At 62.7% G+C, this 24,345-nt stretch carries 22 protein-coding genes and 1 pseudogene; 9 read left to right on the top strand and 14 right to left on the bottom strand.

Features of this window, described 5'->3' with window-relative positions:
* Window positions 1-317: 317 nt before the first annotated feature.
* From FPY90_RS12655 to FPY90_RS12620, 8 genes are read right to left on the bottom strand one after another with little or no spacing between them, the layout of a single operon-like run.
* Window positions 318-641 carry a RidA family protein gene (locus tag FPY90_RS12655; protein WP_498681387.1) on the bottom strand — a complete coding sequence of 108 codons (324 nt, stop codon included), beginning with the start codon at window positions 639-641 and terminating at the stop codon, window positions 318-320.
* A gap of 23 nt (window positions 642-664) precedes the next feature.
* Entirely contained in the window at window positions 665-1,759 is a 1,095-nt protein-coding gene (locus FPY90_RS12650) for an ABC transporter substrate-binding protein (RefSeq protein WP_498681386.1), read from the bottom strand.
* A gap of 13 nt (window positions 1,760-1,772) precedes the next feature.
* The gene (locus FPY90_RS12645) at window positions 1,773-2,624 is read right to left on the bottom strand and encodes an ABC transporter permease (protein WP_498681383.1); all 852 of its coding nucleotides are present in this window, start codon (window positions 2,622-2,624) and stop codon (window positions 1,773-1,775) included.
* Window positions 2,621-3,454, bottom strand: a complete 834-nt coding sequence (locus FPY90_RS12640; RefSeq protein WP_498681381.1) for an ABC transporter ATP-binding protein — start codon at window positions 3,452-3,454, stop codon at window positions 2,621-2,623. The genes FPY90_RS12645 and FPY90_RS12640 overlap by 4 nt, the downstream gene beginning before the upstream one ends.
* Window positions 3,454-4,413: a dipeptidase gene (locus FPY90_RS12635; RefSeq protein ID WP_498681380.1), complete on the bottom strand. Its 960-nt coding sequence runs from the start codon at window positions 4,411-4,413 to the stop codon at window positions 3,454-3,456. The genes FPY90_RS12640 and FPY90_RS12635 overlap by 1 nt, the downstream gene beginning before the upstream one ends.
* Before the next feature lie 9 nt (window positions 4,414-4,422).
* Window positions 4,423-5,106, bottom strand: a complete 684-nt coding sequence (locus FPY90_RS12630) for a hypothetical protein (protein ID WP_498681379.1) — start codon at window positions 5,104-5,106, stop codon at window positions 4,423-4,425.
* Window positions 5,103-5,861 (bottom strand): IclR family transcriptional regulator, encoded by a 759-nt coding sequence (locus FPY90_RS12625; protein ID WP_498681377.1) that lies wholly within the window; start codon window positions 5,859-5,861, stop codon window positions 5,103-5,105. Before FPY90_RS12625 ends, FPY90_RS12630 begins: the two co-directional genes overlap by 4 nt.
* Complete coding sequence (locus tag FPY90_RS12620) at window positions 5,861-7,582, bottom strand: hypothetical protein (protein WP_498681375.1); 1,722 nt, start codon at window positions 7,580-7,582, stop codon at window positions 5,861-5,863. Before FPY90_RS12620 ends, FPY90_RS12625 begins: the two co-directional genes overlap by 1 nt.
* Window positions 7,583-7,921: 339 nt before the next feature.
* Here FPY90_RS12620 and FPY90_RS12615 point away from each other — a divergent pair, with 339 nt between their 5' ends.
* The gene (locus tag FPY90_RS12615) at window positions 7,922-8,995 is read left to right on the top strand and encodes an alkene reductase (RefSeq protein ID WP_498681374.1); all 1,074 of its coding nucleotides are present in this window, start codon (window positions 7,922-7,924) and stop codon (window positions 8,993-8,995) included.
* 124 nt (window positions 8,996-9,119) lie between these two features.
* Here the strand turns inward: FPY90_RS12615 and FPY90_RS12610 are convergent, their stop codons facing one another.
* Window positions 9,120-10,490 (bottom strand): MFS transporter, encoded by a 1,371-nt coding sequence (locus FPY90_RS12610; RefSeq protein WP_498681372.1) that lies wholly within the window; start codon window positions 10,488-10,490, stop codon window positions 9,120-9,122.
* A 185-nt stretch (window positions 10,491-10,675) separates the two neighbouring features.
* Window positions 10,676-11,173: a flavin reductase family protein gene (locus FPY90_RS12605; RefSeq protein ID WP_498681371.1), complete on the bottom strand. Its 498-nt coding sequence runs from the start codon at window positions 11,171-11,173 to the stop codon at window positions 10,676-10,678.
* Window positions 11,174-11,332: 159 nt separating this feature from the next.
* Between FPY90_RS12605 and FPY90_RS12600 the strand changes: the two genes are divergently transcribed.
* The 4 genes from FPY90_RS12600 to FPY90_RS12585 are packed head-to-tail and all read left to right on the top strand — an operon-like array spanning window position 11,333 to window position 14,981.
* Window positions 11,333-11,929, top strand: coding sequence for a cupin domain-containing protein (locus tag FPY90_RS12600; RefSeq protein WP_498681369.1), 597 nt, complete (start codon window positions 11,333-11,335; stop codon window positions 11,927-11,929).
* Window positions 11,929-12,387, top strand: coding sequence for a nuclear transport factor 2 family protein (locus FPY90_RS12595; RefSeq protein WP_498681367.1), 459 nt, complete (start codon window positions 11,929-11,931; stop codon window positions 12,385-12,387). Before FPY90_RS12600 ends, FPY90_RS12595 begins: the two co-directional genes overlap by 1 nt.
* A gap of 8 nt (window positions 12,388-12,395) precedes the next feature.
* Window positions 12,396-13,631 (top strand): acyl-CoA dehydrogenase family protein, encoded by a 1,236-nt coding sequence (locus FPY90_RS12590; RefSeq protein ID WP_498681366.1) that lies wholly within the window; start codon window positions 12,396-12,398, stop codon window positions 13,629-13,631.
* A 45-nt stretch (window positions 13,632-13,676) separates the two neighbouring features.
* Window positions 13,677-14,981, top strand: coding sequence for a carboxylesterase family protein (locus FPY90_RS12585; RefSeq protein ID WP_498681363.1), 1,305 nt, complete (start codon window positions 13,677-13,679; stop codon window positions 14,979-14,981).
* On the opposite strand, the gene FPY90_RS12580 is transcribed toward FPY90_RS12585, so the two are convergent.
* From FPY90_RS12580 to FPY90_RS12570, 3 genes are all read right to left on the bottom strand, one after another.
* Window positions 14,917-15,846, bottom strand: coding sequence for a PaaX family transcriptional regulator (locus FPY90_RS12580; RefSeq protein WP_498681361.1), 930 nt, complete (start codon window positions 15,844-15,846; stop codon window positions 14,917-14,919). The genes FPY90_RS12585 and FPY90_RS12580 overlap by 65 nt on opposite strands.
* Before the next feature lie 152 nt (window positions 15,847-15,998).
* The gene (locus FPY90_RS12575) at window positions 15,999-16,124 is read right to left on the bottom strand and encodes a hypothetical protein (protein WP_498681360.1); all 126 of its coding nucleotides are present in this window, start codon (window positions 16,122-16,124) and stop codon (window positions 15,999-16,001) included.
* A 205-nt stretch (window positions 16,125-16,329) separates the two neighbouring features.
* Window positions 16,330-17,298, bottom strand: coding sequence for an alpha/beta hydrolase (locus FPY90_RS12570; protein ID WP_498681358.1), 969 nt, complete (start codon window positions 17,296-17,298; stop codon window positions 16,330-16,332).
* Between the two features lie 229 nt (window positions 17,299-17,527).
* On the opposite strand from FPY90_RS12570, the pseudogene FPY90_RS12565 reads away from it, so the two are divergent.
* The 4 genes and pseudogenes from FPY90_RS12565 (at window position 17,528) to FPY90_RS12550 (ending at window position 23,287) form a co-directional block, all read left to right on the top strand.
* Window positions 17,528-18,390, top strand: a pseudogene (locus FPY90_RS12565) (AraC family transcriptional regulator).
* Between the two features lie 66 nt (window positions 18,391-18,456).
* Window positions 18,457-19,293 carry an MBL fold metallo-hydrolase gene (locus tag FPY90_RS12560; RefSeq protein WP_498681356.1) on the top strand — a complete coding sequence of 279 codons (837 nt, stop codon included), beginning with the start codon at window positions 18,457-18,459 and terminating at the stop codon, window positions 19,291-19,293.
* A 480-nt stretch (window positions 19,294-19,773) separates the two neighbouring features.
* Window positions 19,774-22,083, top strand: a complete 2,310-nt coding sequence (locus FPY90_RS12555) for an AAA family ATPase (protein ID WP_498681354.1) — start codon at window positions 19,774-19,776, stop codon at window positions 22,081-22,083.
* 1 nt (window position 22,084) lies between these two features.
* On the top strand, window positions 22,085-23,287 hold the full coding sequence (locus FPY90_RS12550) for an McrC family protein (protein ID WP_498681353.1): 1,203 nt from the start codon (window positions 22,085-22,087) through the stop codon (window positions 23,285-23,287).
* Window positions 23,288-23,435: 148 nt separating this feature from the next.
* Here FPY90_RS12550 and FPY90_RS12545 read toward each other — a convergent pair whose 3' ends face one another.
* Entirely contained in the window at window positions 23,436-24,203 is a 768-nt protein-coding gene (locus FPY90_RS12545; protein WP_498681351.1) for an IclR family transcriptional regulator, read from the bottom strand.
* Between the last annotated feature and the right edge of the window lie 142 nt (window positions 24,204-24,345).

Genomic DNA, 24,345 nt, shown 5'->3' with positions numbered 1-24,345 from the left:
TCATGCGGTCGAAATTAATGATCGCATGTCTATCCAACGGATGGGGGTGCCGGATCATCCCCGGTGCCGAGGTCAACGGCCGTCGTTTCCCGCGAGGTCGCGGTCCTCGCTCGCCAACCGGTATTGCCTGGAAAATCCCCCACTACCAGTGACGTCCGCTTGTAAGCCGAATCCCTTTGGCATGTGGCACTTCAAACAAAAGATGTGAAGGACTATCTCGCGGTCTTTGTTCGATGCCGACGGATCTCGTCCGACGAGACACGGAAAATCGGGGTTGGGAACTGTCTGTTAGATCCAAGTCCCAACCCCGACATTCGCTAGTTGGAATGCGCGACTACTTCGATTTCCAGCATCGACGCATCCCTGAAGCGGGTCACTTCCACCGATGTCCGCGGGGGAATCGGGTGACCGTCCAAGAACCCGTAGTAGATGTCGTTGAACTCCGGGAGGTTGTCGATGTCGGACAGGTAGGCGTTGACCTTGACTAGCTTGTCCAAGCCCGTTCCAGCCGTCTCAAGGGTTGCGGAGATCTTCTCCAGCACCAGCCTCACTTGGTCCGCGAAGGCGGCCGGGACGGTGCCGTCGGGGAGCCGGGGCAGGTGGCCCCCGGTCCACACGATCTCGCCTACGCGCGCGAACATGGGCGGAACCGGCGCACCGGAACTCACTTGGCCTGCCATTCGCGGGCCTGCTTGATGACAGCCTTCGCATCGAAGTCGTTGTACTTCTCGACGAGGTCGTAGTTGAACATCTTCTCCAGCGCGAAATCGGATGCCGAGCCGGTGAGGATTCCGCCCTCAAGCCCGTCGTCGATCAGGCGCTGCATGTCCTTTTCGGTCTGCTCGCCGTAGCGGCCTGCGGATCCGACCTGCGCGGTGGTCTTCATGCGCAATGCCAACTGGCCGGTGGCCATTTTCAGGTTTGCCGCCTCATCGCCCTGGGTTGGCTTGCTGGCGGGGAACTTTTCCCAGTGCATCTTCACCGCGGCTTCCGGGTTTTCCTGGGAGAAGACCAAGGCCTTGAAGAAGGCGGTCCACAGCCCTGCGACCATGTCCGGCTTTTCGGCCACGTCCTTCGCCCGGCACACCAGCGAGGAGGTCCCGGTCATCGAGTCGGCCTCGGACGCCACGTCCACCACCGGTTCGCCGAGCAGCGATTCGATGACCATGTTGGGGCCGTCGAATCCCGAGTACGCCTGGATGTCGTTGTTCTTGAAGGCCTGCGCCGTCTGGGCGCCGTAGCCCACGGACAGGAACTGGTCCTTGCTGGGCTCCACGCCGTCGTAACGCATGCCGATGCTGGCGATGTCGGTGGCAATCGAGGTCAGTGAGGAAACTCCGATGCTCTTGCCCGCGAGGTCGCCGGAGGTCTTGATGCCCAGCGACTCGGGGGCGATGACGCGGAAGATGTTGCCGGTGGTGGTTCCGACGATGACGAGGTTCGGGTCGTCCTTGATGGCGGAGAGCGCATTGTAGGTCGAGGCGTAGGTGCAGAAGGAGTTGCCGGAGGCAACCGACTGGATTGCCGCCAGGGCGGATTCGACCGGCTGCATCTCCACCTCGAGGCCTGCCTCCTTGAAGTAGCCCATCGAGCCGGGAACCGTGGCATAGCTGGCAGAGGTGGCGCTCAGCGACTGGTCCGCCACGGCAAAGGTGACACGGCTCAGTCCGTCGGCTTCCGAGGACGAGCCCGCGCAACCGGTGAGCCCAATGGCCAGGGCGAGCGCTGCCGAGGACGCTGCGAGATTCTTGATTTTCATGAGTGGTCCTTTCCTACTGCTTGTAGTTCTTGAAAACGCGGTTGAGGATGGCCATGACGACCCAGATCATGGCGCCGAAGACACCGAGCACGATCAGCAGCGCATAGGTCGTGGCGACGCTGCCGGTCTGGGTCGCCGACTGGATGGCGAAGCCCAGGCCCTGCCGGGCGGAGACGAACTCCGCGACGATGGTGCCGATCAGGGACAGCACCAGCGCCGTATTCAGGGCAGGGAGGATGTAGCTGATGGCATTGGGGATCCGGAGCTTGAAGAGCACCTGCCAGGTGTTGGCCCGCATCGACTTGAACAAGTTGAGTTGGTCAACGTTGATGTTGGTCAGGCCGACCATCGCGTTGACCAGGACCGGGAAGAAGGCCATGAGTGCCGCCAGCACGACCTTGGGCAGCAGGCCGTAGCCGAAGGACGCAATGATCAACGGGGCGATGGCGACCTTGGGGAAGGTCTGGATGATGACCAGGAACGGGTAGATGGCCTTCTGCAGCGACTCCGAGAAGACGAAGACGAAGCTGACCAGAAGCGCGGCCGCCGTCGCCACGAAGAACCCGATGAGCGTGACGTAGGCGGTGGCACCCAGGTTCTTCCATACCGCCCCGGTGGCGAACATGTCCTGCAGCGCCTTGCCGACCTCGTCGGGAGGCGCGACCACCAGCGGGGACACCCATTCCTTGTCCGTGGCGACGTTCCAGAGGATGAACCCGCCGACCAGCAAGACAATGGCGATGACGCCCGCGCGGAACGATGTCGATTTCAGGGTGAGCGCCAGCCGGGTCGGCAACTCGTCGGCGGCCGTCGTGGTGATGGCTCCGGGCCTGTCGATCTGCGGTGTCTTCTCGAGGATGCTCATGATGCCTTCCGATTCGGCTCCACGTCGTGGCCGGCCTTGGCCTCTTCGAGGCTGAGCCGCACGGTGCGGATGAGGTCGTAGAATTCTTGGCTGTTGCGGATATTCCGGTGGCGGGGACGTGCCAGCGGCACGTCGATCACCTCGTGGACGGCGCCGGGACGCGCCTTCATGACCACGATCTGGTCGGAGAGGAACACCGCCTCGGAGATGCTGTGCGTGACGAAGACCAGGGTCTTGGGTTCGCGCGCCCAGAGGGAGAGCAACTCGTCGTTGAGGTCCTCCCGGGTGAACTCGTCCAGCGCGCCGAAGGGCTCGTCCATCAGTAGCAGGCTGGGCCGCGAGATCAGGGACCTGGCGATGGCGGCACGCTGTTCCATGCCGCCGGAGAGCTCGCGGGGATAGTGGCCGGAGAAGTCCTCCAGGCCCATGACCTTGAGCAGCTGCTGGGCGCGGTCCTTGATCCCGGAGTCGATCCGCTTGCCGGAGATCTGGATCGGCAGCAACAGGTTGTCCATGACGCTGCGCCAGGGCAGCAGCGTGGGTTTCTGGAAGGCGACGCTGACGCCGTCCTGCGGTCCCGTCAGGGTCTTGCCGTCGATCACGACCCGCCCGGAGGTGGGGGTTTCCAGTCCTGCCATGATCTTGAGCAGCGTGGACTTTCCGCACCCGCTGGGGCCGATGAGCGAGACGAACTTCCCCGCCTCGAACTCCAGCGAGGTCTCCGCCAGCGCGTGGATGGTCTTGCCCGCGCGGTGGTAGCGCTTGGTGACGGACTGGATGGAGATGTTGGTGGCCCTGGTGGCCGGCAATTCCGAAAGTGCTGCAGTCATCACATGACCTCCTTGTAGAAGCGGTTCCAGTTTCCCCAAAGGATGTTGCCGGTTTCCTCGTCGCTGAATCCCACGCGCCGCAGGGCGGGCCCAAACACCTGGAAATCACCGGGCCCCCGGTACCACTCGGTCTTGGTGCCCGTGGCGAGTCCCGGGCCGACGCTTGCGCCCTGTTGCGTGCGGAAGCTCCAGCGCCCGTTGCGCATCCACGCCAGGTAGGACGCGTCCCCGCCCTGGTTGTCGTCGGTGCCGATGCCGATGCTCTCGGCACCGATCAACTCGGCGGTCCTGGCAACCATGGTGGCCCACTCGTCGGGGGATCCGTTGTAGCCCCGGGTGATGTTGTGATAGGTCGTCAGCCCGACCATGCCGCCGCGCGCCGCTAGTTCCTTCAGGATGTGCGCCGGCTTGTTGCGGGGGTGATCAACCAGGTCCGAGCAATTGGCGTGCGTCACCGCCACGGGCTTTGTGGAGGCCTGGATCGCCTCGAGGGAGGTGCGGTTTCCGACGTGGGAGAGGTCAACGACCATGCCCACGCGGTTCATTTCCCCCACGACCTCCTCGCCGAACCGGGTCAGGCCCGCGTCCTCGGGGTCGTAGCAGCTGCCGCCGATGTCGTTCTGGATGTTGTAGGTCAGTTGGGCCACGCGCACTCCCATCCTGTGGAACATCTCGACGTAGCCGAGACGCCCCTGGAGGAATGCGCTGTTCTGGAATCCCAGGATGATGGCCACGCGGCCCTGGGCGGAAATGGCCTCGATTTCGGCCGGCGAGGTGCCGAGCCCGGCCAGGTCGGGGTTTTCGGCGATGAGCCGGTGCCAGTTGACCAGCGAATCCATGGATTCGGTGGCGTCTTCCCAGAACCCGCAGGTCACCGTGGCGCAGCGAACCCCGCCGTCGACCAGGTCCTGCAGGCCGGCCCGGTCCAGACGCGAACAGATCAAGCTATCCAAGTACATGCCGTTTCCTTACTTGATCGCCAGGCGGCGAGGGGTGGGTGAGGGGGTGTTGCCGGTGTGGAACCGGGAGATCTCGGTGATGTGGCTCAGCGCCAGCGTCGAGGCGTTGTAGATGGGCCACCAGAGGGTCGGGGAGACCATGATTCCCTGCACCAGGTCGCCGTGGCTGGAGGGCCGGACGTCCCGGATTTCTCCCTGGGCCAGGAAGGTCGCCGAGTTTTCGCCCTCGACGATCTGAACCTCCACGCCGCGGCGCGCCAGGCGGTGCACGACCCCGGCAAGAAAGCGGGGGCTGGAGACATTGACCACCGAAAGCGTCACGCTCCGGGATCGGGATAGCAGGGACTCCATGGCATTGCCAACGAGGGCGCCGGCGACCAGCGAATGCTGGTGGCGTGCATCGATCCGGTGGCCGTCGTGGGACGTGTCCACGCCCAGCCCGTCGGGGTGCACTGGCTGGGGGCAGTTGACGACCTCCAGCAGCCCGGCCACGGCGTCCGCCTTGAGCAAGACCGCGACGTCGAGGAAGTTGTTGCGGGCAGCTGCCCAGGCCCCGTTGGGCACTCCCCGGTGCTGGAACACCCGCTCGCTGATGAGCGTGAGCTCGCGCCGCTTGAGCAGCAGAGGTTCGTCGCCGACTTCATCCAGGTCGACCATGTCGTGATGGTCCTGGGCCGGGTTCATGGGGTTCACCACTGGCTCATTCCGTTCTGTTGGTTCAGGATTTGCTGGTTGATGGATTCCGCCCGGTCGACAAGTGCCGCCTCGACGGCGTCCGCATCATGGCGCGTGGCGGGCATGATGACGCTGAGCGCACCAACGCAATGTCCGCGCAGGAACACCGGGCTGGCCACGGCGATGATTTCGTCGCCGAGCCAACGCGAGTGCACCCGGGAGGCGCCGCGGGTCTTGACGCGGTGCACGATTTGCTGCAGTTCCTCCTCGTTGCTGTCGATCGCGGAGGATTCGATGAGTCCAGGGGCGTGGGCGAGGAACACCTGCCCGGAGGCCGAGGTGCGCAGCGAGAAGCGCGACTCGAGCCCGCTGCGTATCTGGATGGCGCGGTCGGGCTCGACGCGGTCGATGACGATCGGGCTTTCCTTGTCGAGGACCGCGTAGGACACCGCCGCGTTCACGATCTGCACCAGGTCGTTCATTTCGGCCAGCAGCAACGAGCGGATCCGGCCGTGCGGGGAGGCGTTTCTGGCCACCACGGCGGCGTGGAAACCCACCGAGTATTTTTGGTTTTCGCCCTGGACCAGCCAGTCCGCAGCCACCCCGGTGGTCAGGTATTGGTGGGTGACGTTGCGCGACCAACCGAGCACCCGTGCCAGCTCGGAAACCCCCACGCCGTTTTTGTAGTCGGCCACCGCGTCGATGACCTGCAGCATTTTCAACCCGGTGCTCAGCAGGTTGGTCCCGCCTGTTGCCGTCTTTTCGATGGTCATTATTTGTCGCTCCATTGGACTGCGTCGATGACGGGAAGGGCGTAGGTGTCGTGGTTCGGCGCCCAGTACCAGTCCGTGGCGTCCGGGTGGGCGAGCTCATCGCGGTAGGGGGCGCCGTCGAAGATGACTCCGCGCAGGATGCGCTCGAGGCGGTCCACCGTCTTATCCAGTCCGAAGGCAAAGCCGTTGAGCAGGTGGATGAGGTGGACGGGCACCAGATAGTCGTCCTTGATGTCCATGCGCGGAATGGCGTAGGGGAGATCCGCGAGGTTCTGCACGTGGGCGACGATCTGCTCGAGCGTCGGGTCGGCGACCAGCAGGGCTCCGACGGTCTCGAGGCCGGCGTCCCGGTCGATCCGGCCCAGCAGGCGCTGGATCTCGCGTGGAACATCGAACGACAGGTCAACGGTGCCCGCGGGGACTTCGCCCGCCGGGCCGCATCGCGGCTCTTCGGAATCCCTGGACTTGTACCAAACCCGGTTGGCTTCGTGGTCTGCGGCGAGCTGGAGATCCAGCGCCCACCCGAAGTGCTCCTCGATGTCGACTCGCAACGAGTCAATGCTCTGCGCTCCATTGGCTAGCAGGCTCTCGTCGACCGCGTCGGAGAGCAGGAACGAATCGGTTGCCTCCGGAGCCAGTTCCAGCAGGATCGCGTGGACGGTCTCGATGGTTTCGGGGAGGAATATCCCGTTCATCGATTCCTCAAGCACGCGCAGGGGACGTGGGGAGCCGCTGGTTCTTGCGGCATCGATGAGGCGCTTGGCCGCTCGGAGGTCGGAGGAGATCTGCGGTCCGCCGGGGAGTGTGACGTAGCGGCCCACGTCCTGCTGGCGGTAGAGGATGGATCGGTTGACCAGGGTGTCCAGGCGTTCCCAGGCCGGGTCATCGGCGTTGAGTGGAAGGTCCAGCGCCTGGGCCAGGGCCTTTTCATATTGGCCGATGAGGGTGCCGATCAACTGGGGACGATTGAAGGCAAAGAGCACCAAGCCCAGGGCCGAGCCATTTCCGATCGCGATGCCGCGGCGGATGACGGGGGAGAGGGAGGCAGCGTCCGTGCTATCCAGCCGCGCCAGGTGCTGCACCAGGTCAATGGAGAGCTCGCGCATCAGGTAGGCGGAGAGCATTTGGGCGTGGTACGGGGCGGCCAACGGGTGATCGGGGCCGAGCTCCCGGAAGTCCCGGGTGCCGAAGGTGCCGTTGCCGTCCAGGCCGGTGTTGCGCATCAGGTAGCCGACCTCGGCCACGAGTTCCTGGTCCGGCTGGCTTCCGGCGGCCAGACGCTCGCGCACGTGTTCGAAGAGGCGCACGCTTTGGTTGGCGCGGAACCAGGTGAGGGTGCCTGCCGGTGCCCGGCCTGCGTACAGCTTGGGCAGTTCGCGCCGGTTCTGTTCGATCCTGGCGGGATCCGGTGCGCCGTCCATGAGGCTGCCGAGCATGTCCCAGCTTGAGCCGATGATCCTGGAGGTCCGGTTGACCGAGCGGGGTTCGGACACGAATCCCACGAAGGACATGATCCCTGAGGGGGTGCTGATCCGGTAAGTCATGGTTCCGTTACCGGATGCATCGACATCGGTGCTCAGCAGCTCGATGTCCCAGTGCTCACGCACCATCTTTGCCACAAAACTGCGGGCAGCGCTGAGCCTGTTCGGTTGGAGGGCACCGAGCCAGCGAGGATGCATGATCCGCTGTGGTGGTCTCGGAGGTGATGCGACGGTACTCATGAACGTCCTTGTGGTTAGATCCAATTTCGGTGACTGTCCTGCATGTAAGGACTCGATCCTTTGGAAAGCGACAAGAATCTAGCACTGTGATGTGGATCGCACAAGGATAGTTTTTGAATTGCTCGTGTATGACGCGAATTCCTTGGGCCGGGCACGTTTTACACGGAGGTTCGCCGGTGTCCGAGGTAGTTCACATTGCGGGACATTGCCGCCAGGGCATGACCCGGATGGTTGAGGGACGAACCGTGATCCACCTCACCCGGCGGGCCCAGAAGGAATATCGCCGCAGCGTGGCCGGTTGCACCAGGCAACCCACCCCAACGTTTGGAGTACTGCCCCATGGACCTGTTTTCCCCGCTGACCCTAGGTGACCTCGAACTTCCCAACCGACTCGTCATGGCGCCGCTGACCCGCTCCCGTTCCCGCGTGGACGGCGTGCCGAACGACGACGTCGTCGAGTACTACCGCCAGCGCGCCTCGATGGGGCTGATCGTGTCCGAGGGCGTCTACCCCAGCGCCACCGGCCAGGGGTTCGTCCGCCAGCCGGGACTGGCCACCGAGGAGCAGATTGCCGGATGGAAGCGCGTTACCGACGCCGTGCACGCCGAGGGCGGCCTCATCGTCGCCCAGGTGATGCACGCCGGCCGGGTCACCCACACCGAGACCACCGGTCAAGGCCACGTCGTGGCCCCGAGCGCCATTGCCGTGGAGGGGCTGACGCGGACCTACACCGGCAAGCACGCCTACCCCGTCCCGCACGCCCTGGAGACGGATGAGCTGCCGGGCATCATTGAGGAGTTCGTGGCCGGATCCCGCAATGCGATCGCCGCGGGGTTTGACGGCGTGGAACTGCACGGCGCCAACGGCTACCTGCTGCACGAGTTCCTGGCCCCGAGCTCCAACACCCGGATCGACGCCTACGGTGGATCCCCGGAAAACCGGGCGCGCTTCGTCATCGAGGTGGTCACCGCCGTGGCCAACGCCATCGGTGCGGGCCGGACAGGCCTGCGCATTTCCCCCGAGCACAACGTCCAGGGTGCGGTGGAGAGCGATCCGGTGGACACCGCCGCCACCTATGCGGCGCTCATCGACGGGATTGCACCCCTGGGGCTGGCCGCGCTGAGCATCCTGCATGCGGATCCCGCCGGCGAACTGGTCCAGGACCTGCGCTCACGGTTCAACGGACCCGTCCTGCTGAACACCGGGTTCCAGACCGTCACCACCTACGACGACGCGGCCGCGGTTGCCGCCAATGGCTGGGGAGATGCAGTGGTGGTTGGCCGCCCGGCGATCGCCAACCCGGATTTGGTGCGCCGCTGGCAGGAAGGCTTGCCGTTGAACGAGCCCGATGCCTCCACGTTCTACACCGAGGGTGCAGCCGGGTACACCGACTACCCGTTCTGGGAGAACTAAGCCGGCGGTTCATAAGTGCGCGGGGTTCCCCGCCGATTGACGTGAGGACTTGGCACCTGCGCAAAAATGTGTGGGGTGGACGAACCGAAGTTCGTCCACCCCACACGTATTTCTTGGGTTTCCGTTAGGCCGCGTCCACCAAGGACCCGTCATTGAGATCTTTGCCCCGTGTTTCGGGGGAAGCAATTGCTGCGACGAGCACAAAGGCGCAAAGCACCATCAGGTAGACGTCGAAGATCCGTGGATTGCCCTGCGAGTAGAGCCACGTCTGCAGATACGGAGCCGTGCCACCCGCCAAGGCCCCGGCAATGGAGTACGGCAGGCCCATGCCCACAGCCCGCACGTGCGTGGGGAACTGCTCCGGGAAGGTTGCTGGCATGATCGCCGTTGGTGCCGAAATCAGCACCATGCCGATGCCCATGTAGAAGGCCAGGCGCCACACTTCCGGACCGCCGTTGAGCACCAGCGTCAGCGGAATGATGAGCACGATGGCGCCGACTGCGAAGAAGTACCAATTGAACTTGCGTCCCACCCGGTCCGAGAGCCAGCCCCAGAACACCAGGCAGGCCATGAAGAACACGTTGGCGCCTGTGCTGATCCACAGCACCTGCGTCGGATCCATTTTCAGCGGGCCCATGGCAAAGGCGGGTGCCATGATTGACCAGACGTAGAACATGACGGTTCCGCCGGCGGCCAGGCCAACGATGCGCAGGCAAGCGCGACGGTGGCGCCAAATCTCGCGACCCAGGCCGCGTGTGCGTGGAATGGCCAGGCCTGCCGCCTTGGCTGCCGCGGCGGCTTCGACCTTGGCACGGAACATCGGCGTTTCATCCAGCTTGCGGCGAAGGTACAGGGCATAAACACCCAGCAATCCACCGAGGATGAACGGTACGCGCCAGGCCCACTCGCGCACGGCATCGGTGCCCAACGTCGAGGAAAGGATCGCTCCGAGCAAAGTTGCGGCGATGACGCCGAGGGTGACGAAGACGAAGACGGAGGAAGACCACAAGCCGCGCGATTTACGCGGGGCCATTTCCGTGACGTAGGTGAAGGACGAGACCACTTCTCCGCCGTGTCCGAGTCCCTGCAACATGCGTCCAAGGAGCAAGAAGACCGCCGCGGCCGCACCGATCATTTGGTAGTTGGGGGAGATGCCGATGAGCAGGCTTCCCCCGGCCGTGATCAGCATTGACACCGACATGGCTTGGCGGCGTCCATATTTGTCGGCGAACCAACCGAAGAACAACCCGCCCAGCGGTCTCATGAAGAAGCCGGCGCCAAAGATCGCGAGGGTTCCCAGCAGGGCGGTGACGGGGTCCTTGGCGTGAAAGAACTGTCCGGCGAAGTATGCGGCAAAGATGGAATATGCCGTCCAGTCGTACCATTCGAGGGCATTTCCCACGCCCACGCCCAGGATGATCTTGCGCTTTTCCTTGCGGTCCATGGCTGAACCGGGCAAGGCCGTTAATGCCGTGGCAGTTGTTGAATCACTCATGATGTAAACCTTTGCGAGTAGGTGTCGAAGGAGAACTTTGGAGTCCGTGGAAAGGCCACGACCTTTTTATAGGCGCCGCCTGGGCGGGGCATGGCTCACCCCGAATCTGGTGCATTGATGGCCCTTGGGCCGTTATCAAATTCTGGCGGTCGTCATGAGAATGCCAGATCTTGACAGGGGTCCTGCTATGCGGCGAGTTGCCGAAAGGCGGAGTCGTGGAATACCAAGGGGCTGGTGGTCTTGTCGGCGTGCAGGGCGTGGATCTCCAGCAGCACGACGTCGTGGTCCCCAGCGGGATGTTCGTCGAAGATGCTGCATTCAAACCACAGTGAAGCATGGGGCAACAGCAGGGCGCCGGACTCCAAGCGGTGAACCTCCACGTCGGCGAATCTGGCGTTCTTGTCGCGGTTGGCCAGCTGCCGGCAAAGGGCGCCCTGGTCCTGCCCCAAGATGGAAACGCCCACGCGTCTCGCCTGTCGCAGGATGGGCCACGTCCCGGAGGACTTCTGTACTGCGAACATCACCAGGGCCGGCTCCAGTGAAACTCCAACGGTGAACGACGAGGCGACGAGTGCGTGGGCAACCCCATCGACCTCGGCCGTCATCGCGGCAACCCCGGAGGGGAAATGGGCAAAGGTCTCGCGAAGGACCTGCGAGTCCAAGGTCTGGGGTGTCAAGATCATTTTCTGCTCCTTGGCTGGTTCTTCCACCGGCGCAGGAGCCCGGTGGAACTTCCTGTGAGCAGTAGCTTGCCAGACGGAGACGATCCTGTATAGCCCTTTTTGAACGCTCGTCTAGATTTCGGCAATATGACGCGCCTCACAAATGGATATTGCGCATTCGTGGCGACCGTAGTAGCTTCGGTCACATCGTTCGGCGCCAGTGCGCCAGCCGCCATGAAGGAGCAAAAGATGACACAACTTACCCAGCAGCAGACCAGTCGCCTGAGCGTTGTCAGGCAATCCGAGCGGGAGAACCTGTGGTTCCTGGGCGACTTGATCCAGCCGATCATTACCAGCGAAATGACAGACGGCCGATTCATGATGGCACTGACCCATTCAAAGCTCGCCTCGGAGCCGCCGCTGCATGAACACGTCGGCGAGGACGAGATCTTTTACATCCTTGAGGGAACCGTGACATTTTGGGCCGCCGAAGCCGATGGGCTGACACTGGGCCCCGGCGACTGCATCCTGATGCCCAAGGATGTCCCGCATACCTTCCAGGCGAGCCCCGACATCGAAGCCAAATGGTTGGTCATGTCGGCACCCGGGGGACTGGAGAAGTTCTTCCGTGCCGTCGCCATTCCGGCGGAGTACGCTGGCCCGCAGCGGGGCTGGGAAATGGACGAGGAAACCGAACATCGACTCCAGAATGCTTGCGACGACTTCAATATCACCCTCCTGGCCGAGCCGGGCGTGGTGACGGGAACTGACATCTAATGGGACAGACGTCCGACGGGCAACTGGTTGTGGTGCGGAAGTTCTGGGATGCCCAGGCCGTTGGAGACGAGCAGTCAGCACGCTCGGTGCTGGCCGAGGGCCTCGAGTGGACTGTCGTAGGTCAGCACTCCCGACTGGCACGAACATATCGAGGGGTGGATGCATTCTTCGATGAATTGATCGGAACACTTGCGGCGACATTCGTGCCGGGCAGCGCGGTCATGGAGATCCGGGGCATGTACCTCGATGCCGGTCAGTCCGTGGTGGTCACGCATCTGCGGGAGACCGCAAGCACCCGTGACGGACTGTTGTTCGACAACGACATCGTCACCATCATGACCGTCGCAGGCGGCCGGATCGCCAAATGCCAGGAGTTCATGGATCTCCACGAGGTCCGCCGGGCGTTCGGCGAGGAAATCCGAAGCGCACCCATTGCAACATTCAACGTACAAGGTTAGGCAGAGCAATGATCGAAGTAGCAGAAAACCTTTCAAGCGAAACAGCCCGACCGGTCGCGATCTGCGCGCCCCCGTCGGAGATCACCGCGGACATGGTTAAGCGTGTTCACGAGATCGGGCCGTTGCTGCGCAGGAATGCGGTGGAAGCCGATGCACAGAGGGTGATGTCCGACGAATCAATCGAGGCCCTGGACTCCATCGGCGCCATGCGCATCTCGGCGATGCAACGCTACGGAGGGTATGAAGGCGGCGCCTCGATGCTTCTTGAGGTGGCTCGAACCATCGGCTTCTACGACCCGGCCGCCGCCTGGTGCACCGTGATTTCCAATGGTTCGGTCATGCTCGCCAACCGCTATTCCGACGAGGTGCTCGACGAAGTGTTCGCCGGCGGTCCGGTGCGCATGGCCTCGATCTTCGCCAGCCCGCAGGGAACCGCGACTCCCGAGGCCGGGGGCTGGCGGGTCAGCGGCGAATGGCCATTTGCGTCGAATTCCTCGCACTCCGAGTGGGCCATTGGCATTCTCTTCATCGAAGACGGCACCACCGAAACTCCTCAGATTGGGTTTGCGCTCATGCGCCGCGGGGAATACGAGGTCAGGGACACCTGGCACACCATTGGCATGCGGGGATCCGGGTCCAACACCATGCACACTAAGGACCTCTGGGTGCCGCAGGGCAGGGTCATCACCTTTACCCAGCTGATGGGCGACGCAAACGAAAAGGACCCCCAGGCCACGTTTGCCCGGCGACTCACCCCGCACCTGACCATGTCGACCACCATTCAGGCCGCCTCGCTGGGAGCTGCGCAGGCGGCACTTGACCACGTGACCGAGAAAGCCCAAAGCCGGGGCATTACCTACACCCACTACAAGCGCCAAATCGACTCGGGTGCCTTCGTCCAGAACCTGGGCCAGGCCAGCATGAAGATCGACTCGGCACTGTTGTTGCTCCAGCGTTCCGCTGCCGAAATCGATGACGCAGCGGCAGGAACCGCTCCCATGCCCTTGGCAAACCGCGCCAGACACCGGGGCGGCATCGGGCACGCGGGACATGAGCTGGTGGATGCGGTCAATGACCTGTGCTGGCTTCACGGCACCGCTGCCTTTGCCGAGAACAGCCTGCTGGGACGGATGTGGCGGGATATTAATACGGGCACTCGACATGCCTCGATCACCGCCCACATGGGATATGAACTCCAGGGCAACGGGCTGACCGATACCGTCTACATCTCCACCAAGCTCTAGGCCGGGGCAAGGATGGGAACCTCGACGTCGCCAAGAATCGACGGATTGAAGTCGAAGATCGACCAAGCCGGCATTCGTGCGGTGCTTGGAATCCGCTACGCGCAGCTCGCCAACGGAGAGCGGTTTTCGGCCCCGGTGGCGGCGGATGGACAACTGGAAGTCCAAAGACTGGCGGAGGTTCCCGTCTTTCCCCAGCTCCCCAGTCGCCTGGCCAGTGTCATGGGCACGGGCAGGGATAACCCGCAAGCCGAGGACTCCTTCTTCCTGAATGTTTGGGCACCCGAGGGTGCCGTTGGATTGCCCGTCCTGGTCTTCGTCCATGGCGGGGCCTGGACGAGCGGCGGAGGATCCAATGAGTGGTATGACGGGTCGGCGCTTTCGGCCGAGAACATGGTGGTCGTGACCGTAAACTACCGCATCGGCCCCCTGGCCCATCTGGCGGCACCCGGGGCCCTGGACCTCCCGATGCAGGATTTGGCATTGGCCCTTCAATGGGTCAGCGAAAACATCGGCGCCTTCGGCGGAGATCCTGACGAAGTCACCCTGGCCGGCCAATCTGCGGGGGCTTGGTATGTACATCTGCTCAGCATGGATCCGGGTGCGAAGGGACTCATGCGCCGTGTTGCCTTGCTGAGCATGGCGACGCGTGAGCCGTGGAGCAGGGAAAGGCTGGAAGCCGTGAGGGATGCCGCCGCCAAGCGATTGCATCCCCGGAGCCTTGAAAATGCCGAGGTGGAGGACTTGCTCAAGGCGGGCGTCGGCGCGCTGCAGGAAACAGCCGAACGCCGCCCGCTGGGCCACGCGCCATCCGGCTATCTGCCCGGCCTTGCCGAAAACATCCCGGAGGATTTCTTGCGAACCGAATGGTGTGCCCAGAACGTCCACGTGAACGACGTCCTGCTAAGTTTTACGGCCCAGGAAACGGGGACGTTCTTCTGCGAAGCATCGGAGGAAAGGTCGGTGACCCATGAAGCCGGCGACGCGTGGGTGGCAACCTTGGATGAAGCGGATCTCCCGCCGGACATGGACCTTCGATGCCGATCCCGGGAACCGTACGATCGGATCGTGCACATCTCGTCATGGGTTCAATTCCAGCGTTTTCCGACAGAGCTGGACAACGCGTACAGCGAACGGGGGTTGAATTCCCATCTCGTGCGCCTTGCGATGCGGAGTCTGCAACCCGGAGTCTTAAGCGGTCATTGCCTTGACCTGCCATATTGGTTTGGGACCTTGGACGCGTGGGCGGATGCGCCGATGCTTCAAGGCGTTGACCCCGAGGAATTCGCTATCGAGTCCCTACGATTGCGCCGACTTTTGGCGCGTTTTGTGCAGGGCCACCGGAGTGCGTAGTGCCGTGGATGATGCGTTGGGCGTGCCATCCGGCCAACGGGCTCAGCAGGGCTCGCAAATCAAGGAATAGGGAGCGGGCAGCTCCCCCTTTCCACGAATTGGGCAGGGCTTCCAGGGGAAGCCCCGGATCGAGGTACGGAAGGGTCCGCCAGTCGGTCACCATCCGGATATAGTCGACGAAGGCTTCCCGGGAGCCTTCCTCCGTTTGCTGGGCGGGTTTGCCCCACCGGGCCAGTAGCGGCGAGTACTTGTCAATGAATTCCTGGTAGTGCGCCTCCAAGCTGTCCAAATCCCACCACTGGGCGACCTTGGCGCGGAGTTCTTCCGGGCCACCATGGTTGGCGTGGAAAAAATCGACAAATTGCAACAGGTCATTGTCTTGGAGGTATTCGAGGGCCTCGTCATAGACGTGCCCGGGTGCAACACAAAGTCCCGCGCTGACGGTGCCGAATCCCATGCGAGAGAGTCCGCTGCGGATTTTGTGTCGCTGGCCGCGCTGGGTTTCCGGGACCGAAAAAGAAACCAACAACCATGGGTCGGACGCGCGGGCAGGGTGCGGTGAAAAGATTCGCTCGTCTCCGACGCGCATGTGTTCTTCGAGCTCGGCCGAAAGTGCATAGCCGGCCTCGCCATTGATGCGTTCGCTGGTGAGCACTTCCCGCTTCTTGAGCCGGGAAATCGATGATCGAACGCTGGCTGGCTCGGCTCCCAAGTCCTGGAGAAGGTGCACAATTGCGGCCACCGCTATCGGCACGCCGGCAGGACGGGCATATAGCCCAAACACCGTCAGGATATGGCGATGGTGGGCGGCCTGCCCGCTTTCCCCGGTCAGACGACCGGCGATGATTTCTTCAATTGCACGCATGCACTGAGCGTATCAACCAGGAGGCTGCCAAGAGACGAGCGCCTTCGAGATGAACCCACCATCGCTGGAGCAGCAAGCTGGACTTTTTGCTCGGTAGCGGCTTGGGGGGAAACCGGGACTCAGTCCGAAGAGTCCATAGACTCCGGCGGCAGTCAGTTCGTCGCGTCAAGGCCGGGCGAGTTCGACAACGCCCCTAGTTTGACGATCCGCTCCTCGGTCACGGCGCCGCGGGGCGCGGAGTCGGAGATCGAGACGATCGGATCCACACGTAGTTTCACTGCGAATTTCCCCGAGTACGATGTCCGGGGCACAGTAGAGAACGATCCGGCTGGCGTCGCGGCCACCGATGCTGCACTCATCGACCGGATCACAATCTGATGGCCGGGCTGAACATCCGGCACGCGGTTCACGATTTACACCGAGGGAGCCGCCAGCTACACCGACTACCCGTTCTGGGAGAACTAGCCGAGATGTAGTGGCAGGCTACCTATCCAAGGAGTCGAGGAAGTCCATGCTCGCCCCGGAGACCCGGGTGCGGGCCTCCTCGGGCGGAATCGACGGGAAGCCGTCTCCGGCTTGGCGTCCGTAGTCGCCGAAGCTTGCATGGGTTGCACCCTCGATCTCGGTGAATCGGGTGCCGGGCGGCAACAGGTCCCGGGATGCGTCGATTTCCTCCGGCGTGGAGAGCCCGTCATTCGACCCCGAGACCGAGAGCACGGGCATGTTCAGGATGCTCACGTCGGTGGCCGGATAGGAAGCGAAGAACAGCAACCCTGCCACCGGAGCATCCGCTGCTGCGGCGAAGGACGCTGCGTCATTCGCGGACACCACGCCGCCCAACGAATGGCCTCCAACCACCCAGCGGATCACCGGCGGGTGATCCGAGCGTGCCCCGGAGAAGGCGCCCGTCGCCAGGAAGGCGATGCCGAACGGTTGTTTGGGGATGACCACGGTGTGCCCGGCTTCGGCCAGCGGCCGCAATATGGCGGCGTAGGCCCGTGCATCCACCAGGGCGCCGGGCTGGAAGAACACCCCGACATCCCCGGGATTCTTGACCGGGGCCATGACGATCCGACCGGCCGTCTCGGTGACGGCCACGGTGGCATCCGACTTCATGGCGGCGTGGGCCGGGCCGATCGCCCGGTACGGAACGAGCCACCACACAGAGGCCAGCACCCCGCATGACGCCGCGAGGGCAACCCAGCGCAGCACCTTGAACCTGCGCCCCTGCGCCCTCGGCTTGGGCCAAGCCCGCACGGCCGCGAAGGCGCTGGCCAGGAAAACGATCCCGAGGAATACGGCATACGCGGGGTGGCCGTGAACCAACACGTCACCCGCGGCGATGGCGGCCCACACGCACACGACAAGGCCCAAGCCGGAGACGGTCCGCGTGGCCCAGGCAACCGCCGCATCGGAGCGAGTCGCCGGCGGGGCGGGTTCCGGAGTGTTCATGGCTGGCTCCCGGGGACGGTGGTGGCGAAACTAAAACCTTGCGTTTCATGGTTTATCTGGACAACGCTATCAGTGGGTTGGGCGCGCCCCCCTGCATGCGCACCGCGGAGTGGTGCACGGGATTCGGTGTCTCAGCTCCATCGGGTTCGCACCCGATCGGAGATGGCCACGATAATCGGGTGGCGCCCGCCGCGGCCGAGGGAGGATGGAGTCTGAAAGTGAGGACCACATGATCGGCACACTCAATGCCCTGGTAGATCTCGTCGAGCGGAATACCGGCGACGCGTTCGACGTCGCGGCATTCCCCGCAAGCACGGGACGACCGAATACCACCTGCGCAAGATGTTCTCGGCGCTGGCCCGGATGCCCTTGTCGGAATATGCGCGCCGCCGTCGGATGACCCCGGCCGGAGCCGACCTCGCGGCGGGGGATCCGAACCTGCTGGATGTCGCTGTGCGCTACGGCTACGGATCGGTGGAGGCGTTCGGGCGGGCATTCCGCTCGGTGCACGGCACCGGCCCGGCCGAGGTGCGCCATCATGGTGGTCCGCTGAGCACACAACCCATGCTCAGGTTCCGCCTGAGCGTCGAAGGGAGCACCCCGATGGACGTCACCATCACCCACAAGCCCGAATTCGTTCTCGCGGGACACGCGGCGCAGGTCCCGCTCATTCACGAGGGCGTCAACCCGCACATCCAGCGGCACATTGCCGGCATTGCGCCGGAGGAACACGCACGGCTCAAGGCGCTGGGGGACACCGACCTCGCCGGGATCCTGGCCGTCACCGCGGATGTGGAACCGGACGCGCCGGAAGGGTCGATGCTCACCTACCTCCACGGGGTCGCGGTCAATGCGGCAACCGCGCTGCCCGATGACCTCGACACCATCCGGCTCGAGGCGGGGACCTGGGCGGTGTTCTCCTCCCGAGGACCGTTCCCGGAGGCTCTGCAACAACTGTGGGCCGCGACGGCGACGGAGTGGTTCCCCTCGAACCCGTGGCGGCTGCGCCCCGGCCCATCGATGCTGCGTTACCTCGAGCTCACCGACACCTATGCCTCGTGCGAACTTTGGCTGCCCATCGAGAAGTCCTGACCCGGGACGTTCGGGCGGTGGGCGGCCGCCGCGGCCGATCGCGCCGCCCGGCGTACCATCAACTACATGTCATGGGTCGAAGTAGCAGCCGACGTCTTCGTCAAGAGATACGAAGCGGGCGACGTCAACGTGGTGGCAATCCCCGGACCCCAGGGAGTGACTGTCATCGACACGCGAGGCTCGCCGGCGGAAGCGCAGGAGATCGTCGACGACGTGGCCGAACGCTTCGGCATGCCGATCGTTGGTGCGGTCAACACCCATGCACACTACGACCACAGCTTTGGTAACTCAGTCTTTGCCAACGTCGGTGTTCCGGTGATTGGGCACCATCGGATTCCCGAGCACTACGCCACCTTCGAGGGGCCCCGGCTGCGCGCCTGGCAAGCCGACCCGGCTCGCGAACCTGACAAAAAGTGGGACCACGTGGTGTTAGCGCAGCCCACGGTCCTGATCCAACGGTCCACGACACTCACCGCAAGCGGGCGCAATATCGAACTCATTCCGATCTCCCGCGGCCACACCGACACGGACCTGGTCGTATACGTGCCCGACGCAGGGGTCTGGGTGCTCGGTGACGCGATCGAGGAATCCGGCCCGCCCATGTTCGGCTCGGGCTGTTGGCCACTTGAATGGCCAGCGGCGTTGGACGAGGTTCTGCCCAAGATCAAGCCGAACGACGTGGTGGTTCCCGGCCATGGACGGGTGGTTGACCGGGAGTTTGTCACACGTCAAGCCGCCGACCTGCATGCGGTGGCAGTTGCCATTCGCGGAGCCCATGCAGCCGGGACTGAAATTGAGGAGGCCTTGGATAGCACCCGGCTTCCGTGGCCGAAGTGGATGCTCCGCTCGGCCTTCGAGCAGGGTTTTTTGCAGCTTGATGACGGGTCTCCCTCCGTAGCCTGAGCCCCGTCCAACCTTGATCAAGCACTCCATGAAGGCTGGGCAGTGGGATTCGCGGTTTCGCGGGCCAGATAAAGGACGCTTCGCGGTCGGGCGAAAATCGGTAGGAAGGCTAGTATCGGCATCTGGAAGAGAGCCACAGATTCGGGCAGGAACGAGTTGCCCACCCCGAGCGCCGCCAGACCATCAGGCTTTCTGAAGAATGGCCAGTTCCACGACGTGCGACCGCATGCCGCTGAACAAACCTAATGCTTCCACCTTCTACGCCGCGGGCACAGCCGGCTTCGTCAATTATCGTTGCTGTGTCGTCAGGAGCAGCCGTTCACCGAAAGCGGTGGCTGGCCGAGCTTGAAAAATGGTTCTTTTCCTACAACGGATCTCTTGTGCCGCAACGAATGATCCGAGTCCCCATCGAAGGAACATTTCCTTGTCATATAGTGTTTCCCAAGGCCGCAAAGCCAAGCTAGAAACCAGGGGGACATCTTGAGTGAATACAGTGCTGATGAATCGATGAGTAGGGACCGAAGGGGATCCGAGCCAGAGCTGGAATCAGCCGGTCAAATGATCCTTGAACGAGGCCTACGCGGCGACCCGTCCCCCTTCTGGGATCAGCCGACATGGACCGAGCACAACGCTACGGAGCTGCTCCGTAGGACGTTCGTCAACTACGACGGCGGCACAGGCAACTTCTTGTTCAAGCTGCAAGGCCAGTTGGAAGGGGCCGAGACCGCAGTCATCGTTCTGGCCGCCGAGCTCATGGCCCTGACCCAGTTGCCGCTCGTCAATGTCAGGAGCGACACCAAGCGGGACCATGTCGAACTGATTCTGTCCTGGGCGCATGCAGAGACAAAAATCCCAGATGAAGTCCTCAGAGGGATGGATTCATCTGGTGCTTTCAACGGCGGGCAGGGCTACAACAGCCGGAAATGGCATCATTTTGTGTGGCTTGCCCGCTTCGTGCAGAAGGTGCGTTCGCAGCCCCAAAATGCTGTGGAGGATGCACTTAACGACCCTGAAGCCTTCGGCGCACTTACAGACGCGGTTGACGACCAAATTCAGGGTGTTCGTTTTGCAATCGAATACATGATGTGGCCGAACTTCTTCGAACCGGTGGTTAGCCAAAACCATCGAAAACTACTTCTCGAGGCGTACGCCTGGGAAATTGGTGGTCGAAGTGGCACAGATCAACGCGCAATTGCCAAGGACCTCGCCGCCATCCACAGGATCCACAATTCCAAGGCCGGCCACCGTGTGGATTGGTATGAAGAACCATTCATCCACGACTGGCTGAGCAAAACTTCGACGAAGGCAGGACAGCGGGCCTGGCTGGTTCGCCAACAACAGGGTAGCCATCAGCTATTGGACGACTGGTTGGATCGGGGAGAGGTCTCTCTGAATGCAACCCATCTCGGCGAGATTGAGGCGGGGAGCACTCTCCCCCAGATTCAGAGCGCCGTTGAGTTGGGTTATGACCACGTTGATTATGCGGAACGCAAGCAGAGCGCCCATGCTTTTCATCGATTCCTGACTTTGATGGGCGAGGGAGATGTGGTCTTCACTCGTCGCAGTGACGAACTTTTTGTTGGCGTCGTTGAGTCCGGAGCCCGCTTCGTTTCAGGCGAGCCGGATCATCTAGCCTGCGCGGTTGACTGGCAGCTGCTGGATCTGCCTGTTGGCGATGTAGATGAACTAATCCTGGGAACATTTGACGAACGGGGGATCATTGTTGACGCGACGGCTGCGCTGTCGGCCTTGACCGCTTTGCTCACGGGAGCTGGCGCAGGCGAAGATACCGCGGACCTTGAAACTCCGAAGGCGCAGAAATCCACGGCGCAACCAGGGCTCCTGCCCGATATTGACGAGACGTTTGCCGCATCCATCCACATCGAGCGAGAGCAGCTGCAAGAGGTTGTGGAAATGCTGCGGACCCGCCGGCAAATTGTTTTCTACGGTCCGCCGGGAACGGGCAAAACTTACCTTGCAGGCAAGCTTGCTAGATACCTTGCGACGGCGGAACACGTCGACCACGTCCAAGTGGTTCAGTTCCACCCTTCTTATGCTTACGAGGATTTCTTCGAGGGCTTCCGTCCGGCGGCTATCGACAACGGCCAAATGGGCTTCTCGTTGGAGCCGGGCCCGCTAAGACGCATTGCGGCCGAAGCTGCGGCGGAGGGGAATCGAGACAAACCGTTCTTCTTGATCATCGACGAGATGAACCGTGGCAACCTGGCCAAGATCTTCGGCGAGCTCTACTTCCTGCTCGAATACCGTGACCAGAGCATCAACCTTCAGTACAGTCCAGGATCGACATTCAAGCTTCCGCCCAATCTTTTCTTCATCGGAACCATGAATACCGCGGATAGATCGGTCGCGATGATCGATGCAGCTATCCGCCGTCGCTTCGCCTTCATAGAGTTGCATCCCCAGGAGGGACTGATTGAGGGCTTGCTTGATCGTTTCCTTCGAGCCACAGGACAACCATCGCTACGGGCCGATCTGCTCAGGGCGTTGAACTTGGAGATCGAAGGCACGGATCGAGACTTGATGATCGGCCCGTCGTACTTCATGGGGAAGCACGCGGAGAGCGACATTGGCTTGGAACGGATCTGGCGGTACGAGCTCTTACCGTTGCTGGAAGAGCACTACTTTGGACGCTTCGGTCGAGACGAAGTTCGCCATCGGTTCGGCCTCTCCAGCATCCGCAGGAAGGCTGGGCGGCTTGCCTCCAATAACGATGTCCGCGAGGCTGCGGTGGTCGAGTCGGAATTAGCGACCGAAGATGATCTGTCCTGACGTGAGTACGCACATCGTCTTTGACGAGCTTGAAACCGCACCCCGAACGGTGGAACTAAGTGAGGGCGATGCTGCGCGGCTGCGGGCCTCCAAGTTGTTGCTTGTCGCTCGGGCATGGGGCGGTGGCTGGACTATCTGCCCGACGGGAATGGTGGGGGCCGTGCAGATGGGCGGGCTGCTGATTGAGGTTCTTCCCAAAGCGAGGGTGGGCCTGAACCGATTGATGTTCATGCTCGGATACGCTGCCGATCCAGGGTTTCGCGAAGAGGACACTGACGCGGTGGAGGAGCCAGACTTTTTTGCGGCGATCGCGCACTCCTTTGCACGGCAATGCGAAAAGGCACTGAAACGCGGACCGCTATTCAGCTACCTCACCGTGGATGAATCTCTGCGAGTACTCCGTGGCAGGATCCGTGTGGGTGACCAGCTCTCGCGACACGTTGGACTACCTGTTCCGCTGGAAGTCACCTATGACGAATTCACGATGGACATCGCTGAGAACCGGATCCTTCGGACGGCGATCCGATTGCTGCTCGCTCTTCCCGATCTTTCTCCGGAGGTCAGCGCACGTCTCTCTCATTTGGACAGGAAGCTGGACGGTGTTGAGGTGCTTCGTCGAGGTGCCGCTTGGCCGGATTGGCGCGAAAGCAAGGCCAACGCCCATTACATTCCTGCTCTGCGCTTGGCCGCGCAGATCCGGGCTGGCCTATCGGTGGAGGCAGGAATAGGGCGCGGCCGGATGAGCTCATTTGCAGTGGACATGGCAAAGGTTTTTGAGGACTTTGTTGCGGCAGCGTTGAGAGAATCGATGCTTTCCTTTCCCGGGACTGTTCACTCGCAGTTCGAAGCTCATTTGGATGAACCGAAACCAGGGGGAAAGCCGCGGACGTCCATGTATGTCGATGCCGTCTATTGCGAGACTGGAGTGCCTCGAATCGTATTTGACGCCAAGTACAAGGCTTCATATTTCGGTAGCTACTCGAACGCCGATGAGTACCAGATGCTTGCTTACTGCACCGCACTTGCTGTGCCAAGGGCATGGTTGCTCTATGCAGGATCCGGCAAAGCCAGGCTTGTGAAAGTCCGAAACACGCGCAAGGAAATCGTTCACTTTCCATTGGATCTGTCGCTGAGTCCAGAACTGCTGCTGGAGCGAGTGCAAAACGTCGCCAACTTGGCTCATGCTCGAGTGTGTTCCGCGTAAGGCCCGACGTTCTCTTGCTCGAAGTTGACGGACACCGTGGTGACTCGACACAGCGTTCCTGGTTACGGGCGACGGATTCTATGCTGCATCGCCGATCCTCCGCGGGGGCCCAATTGTTTCCTGAGTTCTGTCTCTGGGGAGCCCAGGGTCAGTCCCAGGAGTCCTTGAACCCCGGAGGCAGGCAGCTGGTGATTTCCGGGCCGTGCGAGTTCAGCAGCGCCACCAGGTCGGAGATCCGCTCCTCGGTCATGTAGACACTCGGGGCCGAGACGGAAATCGACGCGATCGGCTCCCCGCTCAGGTCGGGGATCGGGATAGCCACGCAAATGATGCCTAGTTCGTTCTCCTGATTGTCCAGGGAGTAGCCGCGCTCGCGGATCAGCGTCAATTCCTTGTCGAAGTCCTCCACGGTCGTGATGGAGTGCTCGGTGATCGTGGCGGAGGGGTCGAAGCGGGCCAGGGCCTCGGCTCGCGGCCGCAGGGCGAGGAGCATCTTGCCCATGGCGGTGTTCTGGGCGCGCAGCCGGCCGCCGGGCCGCGAGGCCATTTCGATGCCCCGGCTGCCGCGCGCCTTGGCGAGGTAGAGGACGTCATCTGCTTCGAGGATGCCCAGGTGCGTGGTGTCGCGGGTGGCCTCGGCGATCTCCGCCAGCCGGGACTGGATTTCCTCGGGCAGGTTCAGGCTGCGCTGGGTCTGGGCGCCGAGTTCCATGAGCTTGAGACCGAGCCGGTAGCGGTTGTCCGCACCCAGGGAAAGGTATCGCCCGGCCACCAGGGAGGTCAGCATGCGGTGTGTCGAGGAGCGGCTCAGGCCGGCCGCCGCGGCGATGCCATCAAGCCGATCTACGCCGGCCGCCACGTGGTCCAGCAGCTCGAGGCCGCGCTCGAGGGTCTTGGCTCCGGTCGGTTTTTCCATGCCATCAGTCTTACATGACTTGGGCCTTTCCCTGCCGGGGCCTCCGCGGGTGTGACCGGGGTTGCATTTCAGGGTGTGAGGTGGCTTATAGTTGACCTTATTGAAAGTGGGACGTCATACCGATAATAGGGATGACACAATT

The organism is Arthrobacter sp. C2, assembly GCA_024207135.1.
GTDB lineage: Bacteria > Actinomycetota > Actinomycetes > Actinomycetales > Micrococcaceae > Paeniglutamicibacter.
The sequence above is the reverse complement of the archived record's forward strand: the minus strand, read 5'-3'. Positions and strand labels throughout refer to the sequence as shown.